General features: G+C 69.9%; 10 protein-coding genes. 8 read left to right on the top strand and 2 right to left on the bottom strand.

Annotated elements, in window-relative coordinates; all coding sequences use genetic code 11:
• Nucleotides 1–22 precede the first annotated feature (22 nt).
• Entirely contained in the window at nucleotides 23–4873 is a 4851-nt protein-coding gene (locus QFZ50_RS10040) for an NAD-glutamate dehydrogenase (protein ID WP_307083836.1), read from the top strand.
• Nucleotides 4874–5014: 141 nt separating this feature from the next.
• Entirely contained in the window at nucleotides 5015–6493 is a 1479-nt protein-coding gene (locus tag QFZ50_RS10035) for a sensor histidine kinase (RefSeq protein ID WP_307083834.1), read from the top strand.
• Nucleotides 6494–6587: 94 nt separating this feature from the next.
• On the opposite strand, the gene QFZ50_RS10030 is transcribed toward QFZ50_RS10035, so the two are convergent.
• Nucleotides 6588–6836: a WhiB family transcriptional regulator gene (locus QFZ50_RS10030; RefSeq protein ID WP_055769355.1), complete on the bottom strand. Its 249-nt coding sequence runs from the start codon at nucleotides 6834–6836 to the stop codon at nucleotides 6588–6590.
• Nucleotides 6837–7079: 243 nt separating this feature from the next.
• Here QFZ50_RS10030 and QFZ50_RS18250 point away from each other — a divergent pair, with 243 nt between their 5' ends.
• Complete coding sequence (locus tag QFZ50_RS18250; RefSeq protein WP_373462261.1) at nucleotides 7080–7502, top strand: hypothetical protein; 423 nt, start codon at nucleotides 7080–7082, stop codon at nucleotides 7500–7502.
• On the opposite strand, the gene QFZ50_RS18245 is transcribed toward QFZ50_RS18250, so the two are convergent.
• On the bottom strand, nucleotides 7410–11312 hold the full coding sequence (locus tag QFZ50_RS18245; protein WP_373462312.1) for an FtsK/SpoIIIE domain-containing protein: 3903 nt from the start codon (nucleotides 11310–11312) through the stop codon (nucleotides 7410–7412). The two genes, QFZ50_RS18250 and QFZ50_RS18245, sit on opposite strands and share 93 nt — an antisense overlap.
• On the opposite strand from QFZ50_RS18245, the gene QFZ50_RS10020 reads away from it, so the two are divergent.
• The 5 genes from QFZ50_RS10020 to QFZ50_RS10000 all read left to right on the top strand — a co-directional run bounded on the left by QFZ50_RS10020 (nucleotide 11299) and on the right by QFZ50_RS10000 (nucleotide 18112).
• Nucleotides 11299–11484 (top strand): hypothetical protein, encoded by a 186-nt coding sequence (locus QFZ50_RS10020; RefSeq protein WP_307083830.1) that lies wholly within the window; start codon nucleotides 11299–11301, stop codon nucleotides 11482–11484. The two genes, QFZ50_RS18245 and QFZ50_RS10020, sit on opposite strands and share 14 nt — an antisense overlap.
• A 387-nt stretch (nucleotides 11485–11871) precedes the next feature.
• The gene (locus QFZ50_RS10015; protein WP_307083828.1) at nucleotides 11872–13851 is read left to right on the top strand and encodes an acyltransferase family protein; all 1980 of its coding nucleotides are present in this window, start codon (nucleotides 11872–11874) and stop codon (nucleotides 13849–13851) included.
• 144 nt (nucleotides 13852–13995) lie between these two features.
• Nucleotides 13996–15183 carry a UDP-galactopyranose mutase gene (gene glf, locus QFZ50_RS10010; RefSeq protein WP_307083826.1) on the top strand — a complete coding sequence of 396 codons (1188 nt, stop codon included), beginning with the start codon at nucleotides 13996–13998 and terminating at the stop codon, nucleotides 15181–15183.
• Complete coding sequence (locus QFZ50_RS10005; protein WP_307083825.1) at nucleotides 15180–17207, top strand: glycosyltransferase; 2028 nt, start codon at nucleotides 15180–15182, stop codon at nucleotides 17205–17207. Before glf ends, QFZ50_RS10005 begins: the two co-directional genes overlap by 4 nt.
• On the top strand, nucleotides 17204–18112 hold the full coding sequence (locus QFZ50_RS10000) for an ABC transporter permease (protein ID WP_307083823.1): 909 nt from the start codon (nucleotides 17204–17206) through the stop codon (nucleotides 18110–18112). The genes QFZ50_RS10005 and QFZ50_RS10000 overlap by 4 nt, the downstream gene beginning before the upstream one ends.
• The last annotated feature ends 1 nt before the right edge of the window (nucleotide 18113 follow it).

Raw genomic sequence — 18113 nt, 5'->3', positions numbered from 1 at the left:
TTTCGTTACGGAGGCCCTTCCCATGTCGTCTGGATCCAGGACAACGGATCAGTCAAGCTCGGACACGTCGCGGGAGGATTTCGTAGAGCACTACTTCGAGCATCTCGCACGCGAGGACGCCGTCGGGTACCAGCCCACCGATCTCCGCCAGCGGGCCTTCGCGCACAGGGACCTCGCCGAGGCCCGCGAGCCGGGTACCGCCGCCATCGGGGTCATGGACCAGGGGAACTCCAGCGTGGTCATGATCGTCACCGACGACATGCCCTTCCTCGTCGATTCCGTCACGGCCGAGCTCGTGCGGCAGGACGCGGCCATCCAGCTCGTGGTGCACCCGACCTTCCTCGCGGTGCGGGCGGACGGGTCCCACGCCCTGACGGCGCTCAAGCGCGTACCGTCGACGGCCGGCACATCCAGCGGCGACACCGCCGCGCTGCCCAACATCGGCGAGTTCGCCGGACTGAGCGGCCGCACCACCCACATCGAGTCCTGGATCTCGGTGGAGGTCACCCGGCTCCCCGACGCCGCCGCGAAGGCGGCGATCATCGACGGCCTCCACCGCGTGCTGGGCGACGTGCGCGCGGCCGTCGAGGACTGGCCGGCCATGCGGCAGACGGTCCGGTCCATCGAGGCGTCGCTCGACTCGATCGCCGGCGCGGAGGCGATCCCCGACCTGCGGCAGGCGCAGGAGCTGCTGCGGTGGCTCGACGGCGGCAACTTCACCTTCCTCGGCTACAAGGAGTACGAGCTCGTGGTCGACGAGGAGGGTGCCGACGCCCTGCGGGTGCGGGACGGCAGCGGCCTCGGCCTGTTGCGGCACGGCGGCGGCGGCGGACAGCTGCAGCAGCTCACGGCCGCGGGTCGCGCGAAGGCGCGGGAGCGCCGCGCACTCGTGATCACCAAGGCCAACTCGCGCTCGACGGTGCACCGCGCCGCCTACCTCGACTACATCGGCATCAAGAGCTTCGACGCCCAGGGCAACGTGAACGGCGAGCGGCGCTTCATCGGGCTCTTCGCGACCAGTGCGTACACGGGCTCGGTCCGCAACGTGCCGCTGGTCCGCGACAAGGTCTCCGAGGTCCTGCAGCGCTGCGGCTTCCCGTCCGACTCCCACTCGGGCAAGGACCTGCTCTCCATCCTCGAGACGTACCCGCGCGACGAGCTGTTCCAGGTGGACGTCTCGGACCTCGTGTCCACGGCCCTCGGCATCCTGCGACTGCAGGAGCGCCGCCGCACGCGGCTGTTCCTGCGCCCGGACGTCTACGGACGCTTCATGTCCGCCCTCGTCTACCTGCCCCGCGACCGCTACACGACGAGCGTCCGCCAGCGGATCGAGGAGGAGCTGCGGGCGGCGCTCGACGCGGACTCGATCGACTTCGAGGCCCGGATGAGCGAGTCCGCGCTCGCCCGCCTGTTCTTCCGCATCCGGCTGCAGCGCGGCGCGGAGATCCCCGCCGTCGACGCCGCGGACCTCGAGGAACGCCTCGTCCGGGCGGCCCGCTCCTGGCCCGAGGGCATCGTGGAGGTGGCGCAGCACAGGTTCGAGCAGGACACCGCCCAGCGCCTGGCCGCACTGTGGGCGGACTCCTTCCCGGCCGGCTACCGGGTCGACTACGAGGTCGAGGACGCGCTGGAGGACATCTCCCGGTTCGAGGAACTGGCCCACGCGGACTCGGGGGCACCGCAGCTGCACGTCTACGTGCCGGAGGGGCCGGAGTCCGGCGACGCCGCGGACGCCCGCCTGAAGCTCTACCTGACCGAGGCGAAGAGCCTCACCCAGATCCTCCCGTACTTCCACAACCTGGGCCTCGAGGTGCTCGACGAGCGGCCGTTCGAGATCACCCGGTCGGACGGACGGGCCTTCTTCCTCTACGATCTCGGGCTCAAGTACCCCGCCGGTATCTCACCGCTCGCCACGGCCCCGCTGCTGCAGGACGCGTTCAGCGCCGCGGTCACGGGGAACAGCGAGTCCGACGCGTTCGACCGTCTCGTCCTCAGCGAGGAGCTCGGCTGGCGCCAGGTGCTGATCCTCCGCGCCTACGCCAAGTACATGCGCCAGATGGGCAACACCAATTCCTACGGTTTCGTCGCGGACACGCTGCGCCGCAACGGTGTGGTCGGCCGTGCGCTGGTCGCACTGTTCAGCGCACGCTTCGATCCCGACCTCGACGGCGACCGTTCGGTGGCCGTGGAGGCGGCACGCCGGTCGCTCGACGAAGGCCTCGAGGGCGTCCCGACCCTCGACGCGGACCGCGTCCTGCGGACCTTCGCGAACCTCATCGAGGCGAGCCTCCGGACCAACTACTTCCAGGACAAGCGGCACGTCAGCATCAAGTTCGACACGTCGCGGATCGAGGGCGCGCCCTTCCCGCGACCGAAGTTCGAGATCTGGGTCTACTCGCCCCAGGTGGAGGGCGTCCACCTGCGCTTCGGCAAGGTGGCCCGCGGCGGCCTGCGCTGGTCGGACCGGCGCGAGGACTTCCGCACGGAGGTGCTCGGGCTCGTGAAGGCGCAGACCGTGAAGAACGCCGTGATCGTGCCGACCGGCGCGAAGGGCGGCTTCTTCGCCAAGCAGCTGCCCGACCCCGCCGTCGACCGGCAGGCGTGGCTCGCCGAGGGCCAGGCGAGCTACCGCACGTTCATCCGGGGGCTGCTCGACATCACGGACAACGTCATCACCGCGGTCACCGCGGAGGGGACCACCGAGTCGGTGCTGCCGCCCGCCCGAGTGGTCCGGCACGACGACGACGACACCTACCTGGTGGTCGCGGCCGACAAGGGGACCGCGGCTTTCTCCGACATCGCCAACGAGCTCTCCGGCGAGTACGACTTCTGGCTCGGTGACGCCTTCGCGTCGGGCGGGTCCGTGGGCTACGACCACAAGGCCATGGGCATCACCGCCCGGGGCGCCTGGGAGTCCGTCAAGCGGCACTTCAGCGAGTTCGACGTCGACACGCAGACCGACGACTTCACAGTCGTCGGCGTGGGCGACATGAGCGGTGACGTCTTCGGCAATGGCATGCTGCTGTCCGAGCACATCCGCCTCCTGGCGGCCTTCGACCACCGCCACATCTTCCTCGACCCGAACCCCGACGCCGCCACGTCCTTCGCCGAGCGCCGTCGCCTGTTCGACCTCCCGAGGTCCAGCTGGGAGGACTACGACAGCAGCCTCATCAGCCGCGGCGGCGGCGTGTACCCGCGCCAGGCCAAGTCCATCCCCATCTCCCCCGAGGTGCGCGATGCGCTGGGCCTCGACGCCGGAGTGGTCAAGCTCAGCCCCCCGGAGGTGCTGAAGGCGATCCTCCGCGCGCCCGCCGACCTGCTCTACAACGGCGGCATCGGCACGTACGTCAAGGCCACGGACGAGACGCACGGCGACGTCGGCGACCGTGCGAACGACGCGATCCGCGTCAACGGCAGCGAACTGCGCGCCCGCGTGGTCGGTGAGGGCGGCAACCTCGGCATGACCCAGCGGGGCAGGATCGAGGCGGCGCTCGCGGGCGTCATCCTCAACACCGACGCCATCGACAACAGCGCCGGCGTCGACTGCTCCGACCACGAGGTCAACATCAAGATCTTCGTCGACCGCATGGTGCGCGCCGGCCACCTGCAGCCCGAGGAACGGGCGGAGTTCCTGCATTCGATGACCGACGAGGTCGGCCAGCTCGTGCTGCAGGACAACATCGACCAGAACGTCCTACTGCTCAACGACCGCCAGCGGGTCATCGAGTGGAGTCCGAGCTACGAGCGGATGATGGACTGGCTGGAGAAGAAGGCCGACCTGGACAGGGGACTCGAGGCGCTGCCGACCACGGCCGAGCTGCGCCGCAGGATCGACGCCGGCCAGGGCCTCACCTCGCCCGAGCTGGCGGTGCTGGCCGCCTACGCGAAGATCGAGCTGACGAAGGTGCTGTCCGCCAGCAGCCTCGCCGACGATCCCTACTTCAGGGGCACCCTCCGCCGCTACTTCCCGCGCCGGCTGGTGGAGCGCTTCGACGACCTGCTCGACACGCACCCGCTGCGCCGCGAGATCATCTCCACCGTCATCGCCAACGACATCATCAACCTGGGCGGGATCACGTTCGCGTTCCGGGTGATGGAGGAGACGTCGGTGCCCGAACCCGTGGTCGCCCGTGCCTTCGTGGCGCTGCGCGAGATCTACTCCCTCGACGAGACCGTCGATGCGCTCGCGGCGCTGCCCGCCGACTTCCCCACCGATCACTGGACCACCGTGCACCTGGACCTGCGCCGGCTCCTGGACCGGGCCGTCCGCTGGTTCGTCAACCACGTGGAGCAGGGCACCGCGGTGGACGAGGACATCGACGCGTTCAAGCCGCTCGTCGCCCCGTTCCGTTCGCGCCTCGCGGAATACCTGCGCGGCTGCGATCTCGAACGGGCCCGTGAGGCGACGGCGACGGCGACGGCGTGGAACCTGCCCGAGGAACTCGGCCGGCACTGGGCGGAGCAGTTCGAGTCCTTCGCGCTGCTCGACATCGCCTACAGCACCCGAAGGGTCGACGAGCCGGTGGAGAACATCGCGAAGGTGTACTACGCGGTGTACGACCGCTTCGAGGTGGACGACCTGCTCGAGCGCATCACCACACTGCCGCGCACGGACCGCTGGCAGGCCCTGGCGCGGGCCGCGCTGCGCGACGACCTCTACTCCACGGTCGCCGACATCTCCGTCGCCGTCATGCGCGCCACCCGTGAGATGCAGGACCGCGACGCGGGGGAGCGCCTCCTGGCCTGGCAGGAACTGAACGCCGACCAGCTCCAGCGTGCGAGCAACATGTTCGCCGAGGTCAACCTGCTCGAGCAGGACGACATCTCGTCCCTGTCCGTGGCGCTGCGCCTGCTGCGGTCCATCGTGCGGTAGGGGTGCGCCCGGTCCGGTCGGCGCCCGGGCCTGCGAGTGACAGACTGGACCCGTGGCACCTCGCGCCGCAGGTCCGGCCGGTCACCGCCGGCCGGGTGCGGACCGTGGTGCCGCGTCGTGACCGAGCAACAGAAAGATCCCATGGCAATCTTCACCGACCCCATCCGCGAGCACGCGGGGTTCGAACCCGGCGACGCCGAGTGGCTCCACCTCCTCGTCGGCGACTGGCAGATGGTGGCCGACCTCGCCTTCGCCGATCTCGCCCTGTGGTTCCCCCTCGACGGCGGCGGCTATGTCGCGCTGGCCCATGCCCGGCCGTCGACCTCTCACACCGTCTTCCACAGCGACTTCGTGGGCGAGCGCATCCGTGCCGACCTGCAGCCGCTCGTCGACGTCGCCTGGGCCTCCCAGAAGATCGAGCGGTCCGGCGAGACGAACTGGACCACCGAGATGGCGATGCGCGTGGAGGCGGTGCCGATGGTACGCAACGGCCGCACGCTCGCCGTCGTGACGACCCACATGGACCTCTCGAGCTCGAGGATGCCGTCGCGGCTCGAACTGACCTACCGGCAGTGCGCCTACGACCTCCTGCGGATGGGCACCCTGGGGCTGTGGCCCGACTTCGCGACGCCGACCGGGTCCCGGCGTGGCGCCCCGCGCGTCGGCGACGGGCTCATCCGGCTCGACGTCGACGGGATCGTGCAGTACGCGAGCCCGAACGGCGTATCGGCGTTCCGTCGGCTCGGTGACGTCGAGACCCTCGAGGGCCGTCCGCTCGCGGAGATCACGACGGCGCTGCTGAAGGACCGGCGGATGGTCGACGAGACGCTTCCACTGGTGGTCACCGGGCGCATGCCCTGGCGCACCGAGATCGGTTCGCGGGGCGTCAGCCTGTCGCTGCGTGCCATCCCGCTGCGCGACGAGAAGGAGCGCTTCGGAGCGCTCGTGCTCTGTCGTGACGTCTCGGAACTCCGCCGCCGGGAGATGGAACTGGTCTCGAAGGACGCGACCATCCGGGAGATCCACCACAGGGTGAAGAACAACCTCCAGACCGTTGCGGCGCTCCTGCGGATGCAGTCCCGCAGGATGGTCAGCGAGGAGGGGAAGCTCGGCCTCGAGCAGGCCATGCGCCGTGTGTCGACCATCGCGCTCGTCCACGAGACGCTGTCGCAGGGACTGGCCCAGAGCGTGGACTTCGACGAGCTGATCTCACGGCAGTTCCGCCTGTCCGCGGAGGTCGCCTCACCGTCGCAGGCGGTGCGCACCGAGCGCAGCGGCGACTTCGGGGAACTCCCGAGCGACCTCGCCACACCGCTGGCCCTCGTGATCAACGAACTCGTCACGAACGCCGTCGAACACGGGCTCTCCGGCCGTGCGGGCACCGTGTGGCTCATGGCGAACCGGCGGATGGTGGTCGACGGGGAGGAGATCCTGCGGGTGACGATCGCCGACGACGGCGTCGGCCTCCCTGCGGGCGGGCACGCCGAGGGCCTGGGGCTCCAGATCGTCCGGACCCTCGTCACCAGCGAGCTCGGCGGGACGATCGAATGGCGCACGCGCGGCGGGGGCGGGACCTCGGTCACCATCGAGCTGCCGTTGCGCCTGAATCAGGGCAGCTGACACCGGCCACCGACGACGAAGGGCCGCCCGATGGGCGGCCCTTCGTCGTTCGTCCCGTTCTCCGAGCGGACCGGGTACTGCTACCCGGCTTCGATCAGGAGGCGCGGCGTGCCCGTGCGGCCCGGCGCTTCAGCGCCCGACGCTCGTCCTCGCTCAATCCGCCCCATACTCCGGCGTCCTGCCCGGATTCGATGGCCCACTGCAGGCAGGTGTCCTGCACCTGGCAGCGACGGCAGACGCTTTTCGCCTCCTCGATCTGGAGAAGCGCCGGCCCGGTATTGCCGACCGGGAAGAACAATTCCGGGTCCTTGTCGAGGCAGGCTGCGCGACTACGCCAATCCATGGTGATCACATTCTCCTTCAGCCTCGCTCGTCTCTTGTGAAAACATTCACGAGGGGGCTCATAGTAAAGGGGGCCGACTCTGGGCCCCCCGGGTATCCACTGCTTTTAAGGCTGTCACGTTACCAACGGGTAAACAAGGGTTTTACCCTGTCGATTGGCTGTATGGGTGAGTGGTTAGTCACAGCACCCTTAGGTGGCGGTGCCTCCCGGAGAGGGGCCGGGCGCGTCGGGTAGGGTGCGAGGGTGGTTCCCGATCAAGCCCTGCCCCCTTCGACGCGGCCTCCCGGCGTCCTCCTGATCGCCGCGATCCTGGTGCTCGAGGCGGTCGCGCTGCTGGTGCTCGCGGTCCGCTTCGTGCTGACGGCCTTCAGTGCCGACGCGCTCTCGGTCGGGGGGTCGGTCTTCATGACGGTGCTCCTGCTGTTGGTCGGCGCAGGTCTCATAGCCCTGGCCCGGCAGCTCGTCGCCGGTTTCCGCTGGCCGCGGTCGCCCTCGCTCGTCGTCCAGATGTTCCTGGTGATCCTCGCCTTCCCCTACTTCTCCAACGGCCTGCCACTTCTCGGTCTGGCGCTCCTAGTCCCCGCCGCCGTCGTCATCGTGACACTCTTCTCCCGGCCGGTCGTGGAGTACACGGTGCGGACCACCGGGCCCGGCAGGGCGCTGTAGCGGCCGCGGAGCCCGGGCTGTCCGGACGGGTCCTGCGGCTTCCCCGACGCGCGGGCGACCTGTACCTCCACGACGCCTCCCGGATCGCACGCGTATCCGCGACCGGCGACGGGCGGCCCGTCCGCGGCGAGCCGGACGCCGAAGAAATCGCCGTCGCCCGCCGTCCTCGGCGCGAGGAGCAGTCCACGGCCTGCGCTGCGGGCCCGCAGCGCGAGCGGTACGCGTGTCGCGAGCGCAGGACCCGGACTGGCCGCGAGCACCGACGCCACACCGTGCGCGACGAGACCCGACAGTACCTGCTGCACGTCGGGAGGCAGCCGGTCCGCGTCGTCGACCAGGAGGATGCAGTCCTCGGCCAGGCCCGACCCATCGCCGGCCTGCGCGAGCTCCCGCCAGTATGCGACGGCCGCTGCCCCGGCGGCGTCCGGGGGCGGCGCCAGGACGCAGCGTGGCGGGACCAGGCGCCGGGCCGACTCCCGCAGCACGCGAAGGCTGTTGGTGCGGCCTGACCCTGCGTGTCCCAGCACGAGGTACACCTCGCCGGGGCGGAGGGTGAGGGAGAACGGCTGCAGGTCGTCGCCGTGGACGCCCAGCAGGAGATCCTCCGGTGCGTCCGGACTCCCTCCCGCCACGATGCTCGACAGGAGGATCCGGCGGGGGAGGGGATGCACCGGGAACGGGGTCCGTGCGGGCGGGCGGACCGGTGGTCCGGCGGCCGCGGGCTCCGTCAGCAGCTGGCAGGTACCCTCGCCCCAGCTGCCCGTGATCCGTCCCTGGGCGAAGCCCCGCCCGGCGACCGCGTCCACGGGCGGCATCCTGGGCCACGCCATGGTGGTCTCCGCATGCGCCCCGAGGGGCAGATAGACGCGGTTGGGGAGCAGGGCGAAGAACCGTGACGTGGTCAACTCCCGGCCCCCGTCGATGAGGACGCTCACGCCGCTCCGGGCACCGTCGCGGACGAGCGTGTGCAGGTCGTCCTCGGCCCGGACCAGGCGTCCGCCCTGGAACTGGCTGCTCCATCGCCCCCACCCCGTGACCACGAGGACGATGCGGCCGGTGTCCTGCGGACCGATCCTCAGCGCGGCCAGTCGCTCGAGGACACGACCGGCCCGCTTCGTCTCGTCGGGCAGGACGTACGCCCCGACGTGGGCATCCGCGGAGCATGCTCCCAGGGACCCGTCGCCGTCGAGCACGTACAGGTGCAGGTCCGGGTCGCTGCCGGGCAGGGCCGACACGACGGCGGCGAGGGTTTCCGCCGCACCGCAGCCGGGAAGCCCGACGAGGGCGAGATGGGAGTGGCTGCCCGGGGCACCAGCGCAGCAGGTGCTGCGCCTGGTGCTCCGGGTGATCGGCGATCCCGAGGAGCACACCGGCGTCGTCCCCGCCGCGGTGCGTATCAGCATCAGGAGTCGGCAGAGCAGTGCAGGCCGCGGGCGGGAGGCGGCTGGGAAGCGGCGGCAGGACCGGCCGGAACGGGGAGGGAGCCGCGGCCCCGCCGGCGGCCTCCACCAGCCCGGCAACCGCCCGCTCGAGGACACCGGGGCCGGCTGCGGCCCTCCCGTCGCCCCCGTCGATCCTGTCGCCCCTGTCGTTCCAGTCGCCCCCGACGGGAGCCGGTGCGGGTGTGCCGGCCCACGATCCGCCGAGGTAGGCCGTGACGTCCTGCCAGCCCGGTGCTGCCGCCGGGAGGTCGGACGACGACGCGACCTGCACGGCGACGGGCGGTTCGTTCCCGCGGCGCAGGAAGGCCCGGCCCGGAGCGCCGACCGGGATCTCCGCCGCCACGCCGGAGCCGAGGAGGTCCTGCGACTCCATCGCGGTCTGCACCCGCAGGAGCACCGACGTCGTGAGGTTCGCCCTCAGGTCCGGTGTCACCGCTCCCTGCACCCGCTGCGTGGCCAGCACGAGGTGCACGCCCAGGGAGCGTCCGAGTGCGGCGATCCGCATCAGGTCCGGGCCAGCGGTCGGCACGTCGTCGCTCAGCACCCGGAACTCGTCGATCACCACGACGAGCCGGGGCGGGCAGTTCGACGGCGAGATCCGGCGCAGTTCGTCGAGGTCCTGGGCGCCGTGGTCCGCGCACAGGCGTTCCCGCCGCCGCAGTTCCGCCCGCAGCGAGGTCAGGGCCCGCGCCGTCGATTCGGAGGACAGGTCCGTCAGGCTTCCCACGCAGTGGGGGAGCGAGGCGAGTGCGCCGAGCCCCGAACCGCCCTTGTAGTCGAGCAGGAGCAGGGCCAGATGCTCGGGCGGCTGGTCGAGTGCCAGCCCGAGCACCAGCGTCCTCAGGAACTCGGACTTGCCGGAGCCCGTGGTGCCGGCGACCAGGAGATGAGGCCCGTCCCGGACCAGGTCGATCGACACCGGGCCGACAGGGGACCGGCCGATCGATGCCGACGGGTGCTGCGCGTCGGCCGCCGCCCATCGCCCGGGGATCGACGCTGCGAGGGTGTCGGGTCCGAGCTCCCCGGACCACAGCGATACCGACGCCGGCAGGACACCCGCGCCGGGCCCTGCTCCCGGACGGCGGGCGGTCGCGGCGGGGCCGCGCCGTCCGGCTCGGGCGAGCGCCCTCGCGGTCCGCTCGAACGTCCGCTCGGAGACACCGTCGGGAAGGACGCGGTACTCCCGCCCGTCGATGCGTGCCCGGGCATCCTCGCCCACCACCATCCCTGCGCCCGGTAGGACCGTCCCGCTCCCGGCTGGGTCCGTGGGTCCGGGATCGTCCAGCCGGAACCGGATGATGAGGACCCCGGGACCTCGGGCGACCTCGGGAAGATCCTCCGCGACCTGGAAGAGGAGCAGCGCACCGGTCTGCTCGATGATCGCGGCCAGGACGCTCGGGTCCTTCGTGAGCAGGACGTTCGCGAGGAACCGCGCAGGGAGCGGGAGGTGGGCCGAGCCCCAGCACACCACCGGCGGATACCCCTGCTCCGGATGGGCGAGCTGGAGCAGCAGGGCGCGCAGGACTCCCGCGACGGCCACCCTGTCACCCGCGACCGTGAAGAACGGTTCCGCCGTGCTGACGGTGCGGACGGCGGTGCGGGAGGCGGTGCCTGCGTGGCCACCCGGCAGGCAGGGCAGCACCAGCGGCAGCTCGGACAGGACCGGCGGGTCGACCATCGGCGTTCCCCGACCGATGGCGAGATGCGCGGGCTGATCGGCGATGCCGAGCCTCAGCAGGACCGGCGCGGAGGGCGGCCGCACCCCTGCCTCCGGCCCACGGGGTGCCCCGTGGCAGGCGCGCAGGGCGTCGAGTGCCGTCTGGCCGGGGTCGGGCACCGCACCGGCCCGGCGGAGCCGGTCCCGGCCGGCCGCCTCCCGGACGGTGTCCGCGAAGACGCGCGCCTGCCGCCGGTGACCGATCAGGGGGACGAGTCCGGTCACCGCCGAGAGGCCGCTGAAGGCGAGGAAGAACCACAGGCCGGTCGTCAGGGCCAGGACGACGCCGAGGACCAGCGGCAGGACCGCCGTGAGGCCCAGGAGGCGGGACGGTCTCCTCGGGGGTTCCGGACCGATCGGGACGGCCTCGAGGACCTCCGTGGGGGAGACGTAGTGCCAGCCGTCGTCGTCGACCAGCGCGATCCGGCACCGGCTCGAGCCGAGCCGGAGAACCGCCGACACCGTGAGATCCGCGGTGCTGATGCGTCTCCCGTCGAGGAACGTCCCGTTCACCGAGTCCAGGTCCTCCAGGAGGACCGTCTCCACGGTCACGGTCAGGAGTGCGTGCCGCCGGGAGAGTCCCGGGTCGGCGATCACGATGTCGCAGCCCGCGCGGCCGATCGTATAGCTGCCGCGCGTGAGTGGAATCACCTGGCCGGCGTCGGGGCCCGACTGGACGACGAAGACGAGCGGTGGCAGCCGGGCCGGGACGGCCTCGGGCGGGATCCCGCCGCAGACGATGATCGCCCCGTCCGTGAGGTCGCCGACGAGAGGCGTCAGCCCGGCCAGGGGCGCACCGTCGACCGTGAACGGTGCCTCGTAGCCTGCCGCTGCAAGCCGGCCGGCGAGCGCTGCGCCCGTCGGCAGTACCTGGGGATCGACGACGATCTCCCGGGTGGGGAAGGCGCTCGGGGGAGCGCTCGCGAGCGTGACGTGCAGATCCACCGCGGCCTCCTGGGGTCCGATCTGCCTCCGAGGCTAGGGCGGGACCGCCCCCGGGCACCTGGAGCGTGGCGGGGTGTGGATAAGCGCCCGGCGGGCACCGACGCGGGTGGTTGCCGGCCCGGGCGTGCCGGGTCCGCACAGGAGCCGCCGCTACACTTGATCATCGTGTCTACCCCGGAAGCCCACCATGTCCGTCGCTGAAGCGAGTCGTTCCGCGGCTCCACGTGTTGTGTCCGGCGGTGAGAATCGAGGATTCCGGCCGGAGGTGCAGGGCCTGAGGGCCCTCGCCGTGCTCATGGTGGTCTCCTATCACGTGTGGTTCGGCCGGGTGTCCGGCGGCGTCGATGTCTTCCTGCTGATCTCGGCCTTCCTGCTGGCGCTGTCCTTCCTGCGCAAGGCGGAGTCGGGCAAGCCGCTGGATCTCGCGCGGCACTGGCTGCACCAGTTCAAGCGGCTGCTGCCGGCCGTCGTCGTCGTCATCCTGGGCGTCCTCGCGGCCACCTATGTGCTGGTCCCGAAGTACCGGTGGCTGGACATCATCGAGCAGTCCTGGGCGTCGCTGCTCTACGTGCAGAACTGGGTGCTGGCCTCGAATTCGGTCGACTACTACGCCGACGACCACAGCGCAGCGAGCCCCCTCCAGCACTTCTGGTCGCTCTCCGTGCAGGGGCAGGTGTTCATCCTCTGGCCGCTGCTGTTCCTCGCGAGTTCCCTGCTGGCACGCCGGTTCCAGCTGAAGTTCCGCGGTGTCGTGCTGCTCGTGTTCGGAGCGCTCTTCGTGGCTTCGTTGGCCTTCTCGATCTGGGAGACCTACACCAACCAGGCGTACGCCTACTTCGATACGCGGGCCCGTCTCTGGGAGTTCGCCTTCGGGACGCTCCTGGCGCTGGCGCTGCCGTTCCTCCGCCTGCCACGCTCCCTCCGGATCGTGGCCGGATGGGTGGGCGTGGTCGCGATGCTCAGCGGCGGCTTCCTCCTCGATGTCCAGGGTCAGTTCCCCGGGTATGTTGCCCTCTGGCCCGTCGTCGCCGCCGCCCTGGTCATCGTCGCCGGGCAGACGGGCAGCCCGTTCGGGGTGGACCGGTACCTCTCCGCCGGGCCGCTGGTCCGGATGGGCGACCTGTCCTACGCGCTGTACCTCTGGCACTGGCCGGTCCTCGTGCTGGCCCTGATCTGGCAGGATCGGCCGACGCCCGGAGTGCTCGGCGGCCTCCTCGTCATCGCGGTGTCGCTGGTCCTGGCGTATCTCACGATGCGGTTCGTCGAACGGCCCCTCCGCCGCCTCACCTGGGCCGACAAGCGGCGCCGCCGGGCCGTGATCGTCCTCGCCGTGTGCCTGGGCCTGGTCGCCGCGCCTTTGGCGGGCTGGCAGCAAAACCTGCAGGCGCAGGCCGCGCGTGCCGCGGCCCAGACCAGCGCCGACAACCCCGGGGCGGTATCCCTGCTTCCCGGGTACCGGAACGAGATCTCCGAGGACGCGGTGACCCTGCCGGAGCTCAGCTCGATCAAGGGCGATTTCCCCCGGCTCGAGGCCTGTGACGCGACCGCGACAGGCATACCCGCCGATCTCGCGGACTCCTGCACGCAGAGACTGGCCGAGGGCGAACCGAGCAGGACGATCGTCGTGGTGGGGAACAGCCATGCGCAGCACATGTCCGCAGCGGTCGTCTCCCTGGCCGAGAAGCACAACTGGACGGTGATCGACCTGATCTCCCTGGGGTGCGTCTTCGGGCCGGCGGGCCCCGACACCACGCCCGAGTGCGCGGACTTCTTCGAGCGGTCGAGCGCCTACATCGAGGACCTGGAGCCCGACGCCGTCTTCACGATCGCGACCAAGACGCAGTTCGGCTCGACCGCTGAGACCCTGGTGCCCGACTTCGAGAACACCGTGCGACGGTATGCAGCCCGCGGCATCCAGGTCATCGGGGTACGGGACAACCCCCGGTTCGAGTTCAACATGCCCGACTGCATCCAGGAGCACGAGGACGCCCTCGAACCCTGCACACCCGCCAAGGCGGACCTGGTCCCCGCGGTCTCCCCCCTCGACGCGCTGGATCCCGGGACCCCGCTCTACCGGTCGGTCGACATGACGGACGTGATCTGTCCCGGTGTCACGTGCCCGCCCATCATCGGCAACGTGTACGTGTACATCGACAACAACCATGTCAGTGCCACCTACTGGCGCACCATGGTCTCGCAGTTCGAGGAGCGGCTGGTCGGCGTCCCGGCACTGGAGACAGCCTGAGCGCCGATGCCTCGCCGAGCGGTGTTCCACGCCCCTCCCCGGCGTTCCGCAGACCGCGGACCGTGTGGTCCGGCGAGGGGAAGCATCACTCTCGGGTAGCCTTAAGCGGGCATGTCCGTGGTTCGAATCAATTCAGGAGCATTTGTGAACGTTGACCTCGTTGTCGTTGGATCGGGCTTCTTCGGCCTGACCATTGCTGAACGGGCGGCCACCCAGCTCGGCCTGAAGGTGGCCGTGCTCGACCGGCGCCACCACATCGGTGGGAACGCCTACAGCGAGAACGAAGCTCGCACGGGGATCGAGGTCCACCGCTATGGTGCACACCTGTTCCACACGTCGAACGAGCGTGTCTGGGACTACGTCCACAACTTCACGGAGTTCACGAGCTACGTGCACAAGGTCTACACCCGCCACAAGGGCGAGGTGTTCCCGATGCCGATCAACCTCGGCACCATCAACCAGTTCTTCCGCACCGCTCTCGGACCCGCCGAGGCCCGCGCCCTCATCCAGGAGCAGGCGGGGGAACTCGCCGGGACGGATCCGCAGAACCTGAACGACAAGGGGATCCAGCTCATCGGCCGGCCCCTGTACGAGGCGTTCATCAAGTACTACACGGGCAAGCAGTGGCAGACCGACCCCAAGGACCTGCCGGCGGAGATCATCTCCCGGCTCCCCGTCCGGTACACCTATGACAACCGGTACTTCAATGACAAGTACGAGGGTCTGCCCGTCAACGGGTACACCGCGTGGATCGAGCGGATGGCCGACCACCCGAACATCGACGTCCACCTCAACACCGACTTCTTCGACGAGGGCCACGAGTACTCGCGCTCCACCACCCTCGGCCAGGTGCCCGTCATCTACACCGGGCCGGTGGACCGGTACTTCGACTTCGCCGAGGGCGATCTCTCCTGGCGCACCATCGACCTCGAGGAGGAGGTCCTCCCGATCGAGGACTTCCAGGGGTGCTCGGTGATGAACTACCCCGACGAGGACGCGGCCTACACGCGGATCCACGAATTCCGTCACTTCCACCCCGAGCGGGACTACACGAAGGACGCGACGGTCATCATGCGGGAGTACTCCCGTTTCGCGGAGAAGGGCGACGAACCCTACTACCCCATCAACACCGGCGACGACCGGGCGAAGCTGCTCGCGTACCGTGACCTCGCCCGGGGCGAGGAATCGGTGCTGTTCGGCGGACGCCTCGGCACCTACAAGTATCTCGACATGCACATGGCCATCGGGTCCGCGCTGTCGATGTTCGACAACAAGATCACGCCCCACTTCACATCGGGTGCAAAGCTGGAAAGCGGAGGAGTGGAAGCATGAGCATCGTTTCCAAAGAGATGGACACGGCAGCCGACGACACCGGCACGGACCTCTGGAAGACCGTCCACCGCGTCGTCTTCCCGACCGACGGCGACACCGACACGCTGCCGCTCTACGTCGACTTCAATGCGGCCCAGCGCGTGGTGGACGAGCAGCAGCGCTCGCCGCGGGCGGGCGCCGCGACGACTGCCGTCGTCGCGCAGCACAGCACCCAGCGCTCCGACTTCATCCTCGACCGCCGCAGCCTGCGCCTGCCGGCCTACCGGAGGGTGTCCTTCGGCACGTACTTCAATGCCTTCCCGGCAAGTTACTGGCGCGCCCACACGGACGTGGCGCAGGTGCGCCTGACCGTCGAGGTCGACGCCGAGGCCACGGTCGTCATCTACCGGTCGAGCGCGCGCGGCACGTCCAACCGGGTGCAGAGCGTCCACGTCGACGCCGGCAGCCCGGTCGCCGTCGACCTGCCGATCACCGCCTTCGGTGACGGCGGCTGGTACTGGTTCGACCTCGTCGCCCTGGACAGCGACGTCACGCTGGAGCGCGCCGAATGGGCGGTGCCGCAACCGGACGGTTTCGAGGCCGGCACGCTGTCGGTGGCCGTCACCACCTTCAACCGGCCCGACTACTGCGTCCGCCACCTGTCGACCTTCGCGGAGTCCGAGGACCTGCTCGGCATCCTCGATCGCCTCATCATCACCGACCAGGGCACCCAGAAGGTGCGGGACCAGGACGGTTTCGAGGAGGCCGCGGCGACGCTCGGGGACAAGTTCACGCTGCTCGAGCAGGGCAACCTCGGCGGCTCGGGCGGATTCGCCCGCGGCATGCACGAGACGGTCAACGACGGCCGGAGCAAGTACGTCATGCTGCTGGACGACGACGTGCTGGTCGAGACGGAAGGCATCCTGCGGGCGGCGAACTTCGCCGACTTCACCCGCAAGCCGACCATCGTGGGCGGGCACATGTTCAACCTCTACGAGCGGTCCGTGCTCCACAGCTTCGGCGAGGAGATCAACGAGTACCGCTACTTCTGGGGACCGGTGACGAACACCCTCGAGGCGCACGACTTCTCGTCGAGCAACCTCCGCACCACCCCCTGGATGCATCGCCGGGTCGACGTCGACTTCAACGGCTGGTGGATGTGCCTCATCCCGACCAGCATCATCCGCGAGATCGGCCTCGCCCTGCCCGTCTTCATCAAGTGGGACGACGCCGAGTACGGCATCCGGGCGAAAGCCCACGGCTACCGGACGGTCTCCCTTCCCGGAGCCGCCGTCTGGCACATGCCGTGGACCGAGAAGGACGACACCATCGACTGGCAGGCGTACTACCACCAGCGCAACCGCTGGCTCGCCGCGATGCTCTACTCGCCCTACAAGCACGGTGGCCGGATGCCCCGCGAGAGCTTCGCCGTGGACGTACGTCACCTCCTGTCCATGCAGTACTCGGCGGTCGAGCTCCGGCTGAACGCGCTCGAGGACCTCCTGGACGGTCCGTCCCACCTCCACGCGACCATCGGCGCCAAGCTCCCCGAGATCCGCAGGCGTCGCGCCGACTTCGACGATGCGCGCATCAGCAAGAACATCGCCGAGTTCCCCGACGTCAAGCGGGTGAAGCCTCCCAAGAAGGGCGTCAAGCCCATGCCGCCGCGCAATGTGCGGAGCGCACTCGTCAAGGCAGGAACGGGAGCCCTCCGCCAGATCCGGCCGGCCCGTCCCGAGGCGAGTGTCCGCCCGGAGGCGAACGTCCCGGCCATGGATGCACGGTGGTGGCGGCTGTCGCAGCTCGACTCGGCCCTCGTGTCCTCGGCCGATGGTTCGGGTGCGTCCTGGTACAAGCGCGATTCCGCCAAGTTCCAGTCCATGCTCAAGCGCAGCATGGTGCTCCACCAGCGGCTGCTCGCCCGCTGGGACGATCTCGCCGAGCAGTACCAGAGTGCGCTGCCGGAGTTCACCTCGCAGCAGGCCTGGGCGAGGACCTTCGAGGACGCCACCCCGGGCGAAAGCGCGGGGAAGTCGTCGCAGTGAGCAGCGTCACCGACCGGTCGGCGGCCGGAGGGGGGCCGCGCGGTGAGCTCGTGGCGCCGGGATACGGCCACGGTCTCCGCGACGTCGTCCGGTCCCGCTACCTGCTGAAGCTGCTCGTCCAGAAGGAGCTGCGCGTCCGGTACCGGGGATCGGTCCTCGGACTGCTCTGGTCCTACGTCAAGCCGGGCGTCCAGTTCGTCGTGTTCTATGTCGCCCTCGGGGTCTTCCTGGGGCTCGAGCAGAGCGACCGGAACCCCGGTGGCCTGCCGAACTACGCGATCTACCTGTTCTCGGGCATCGTGCTGATCAACTACTTCAACGAGGCCCTGGGCAATGCGTCGCGCGCCATCGTGTCCAACGGCGGGCTGATCAAGAAGATCTATCTTCCGCGGGAACTCTTCCCGATCGCCTCCACGTGGGTGTCGGCGGTGCATTTCCTGCCGCAGATCCTCATCCTCCTCGTGGCCTGTCTGTTCGCCGGGTGGTCGCCCTCGGTGCTCCAGCTCGCCGCCGCCGTCGCCGGGTTCCTGATCGTCACGATGTTCGCCATCGGGCTCGGCCTGCTGTTCGGCGCGGTCAACGTGTACTTCCGCGACGCCGAGAACCTCGTCGACATGCTGCTGATGGTCGCGACCTGGGCATCACCCGTGCTCTATCCCTGGCTGCTCGTCCGCGAGAAGCTCGGCGAGACCTGGTTCATGATCTACCAGCTCAACCCCATCACGGTGGCCGTCGAGACGTTCCACTTCGCCTTCTGGCTGCCCACCACGGAGCGGGCCGAAGCGATCCCGCCGAACCTGTTGTCGCTGTGGATCCCGGTCGCGCTGGTGACCTCGGCACTGATGCTCGTCATCGGCCAGCTCGTCTTCCGGCGGCTCGAGGGCCGCTTCGCCCAGGAGTTGTAAC

This window comes from Arthrobacter agilis, assembly GCF_030816075.1.
Lineage (GTDB): Bacteria > Actinomycetota > Actinomycetes > Actinomycetales > Micrococcaceae > Arthrobacter_D > Arthrobacter_D agilis_E.
Note: the sequence above shows the minus strand (reverse complement) of the source record. Positions and strands in the feature narration are given on the sequence as shown.

Coding starts and splice junctions, on each gene's coding strand:
- QFZ50_RS10040 (WP_307083836.1), top strand. CDS start 23: ATGTCGTCTGGATCCAGGACAACGGATCAGTCAAGCTCGGACACGTCG.
- QFZ50_RS10035 (WP_307083834.1), top strand. CDS start 5,015: ATGGCAATCTTCACCGACCCCATCCGCGAGCACGCGGGGTTCGAACCC.
- QFZ50_RS10030 (WP_055769355.1), bottom strand. CDS start 6,836: ATGGATTGGCGTAGTCGCGCAGCCTGCCTCGACAAGGACCCGGAATTG.
- QFZ50_RS10005 (WP_307083825.1), top strand. CDS start 15,180: ATGAGCATCGTTTCCAAAGAGATGGACACGGCAGCCGACGACACCGGC.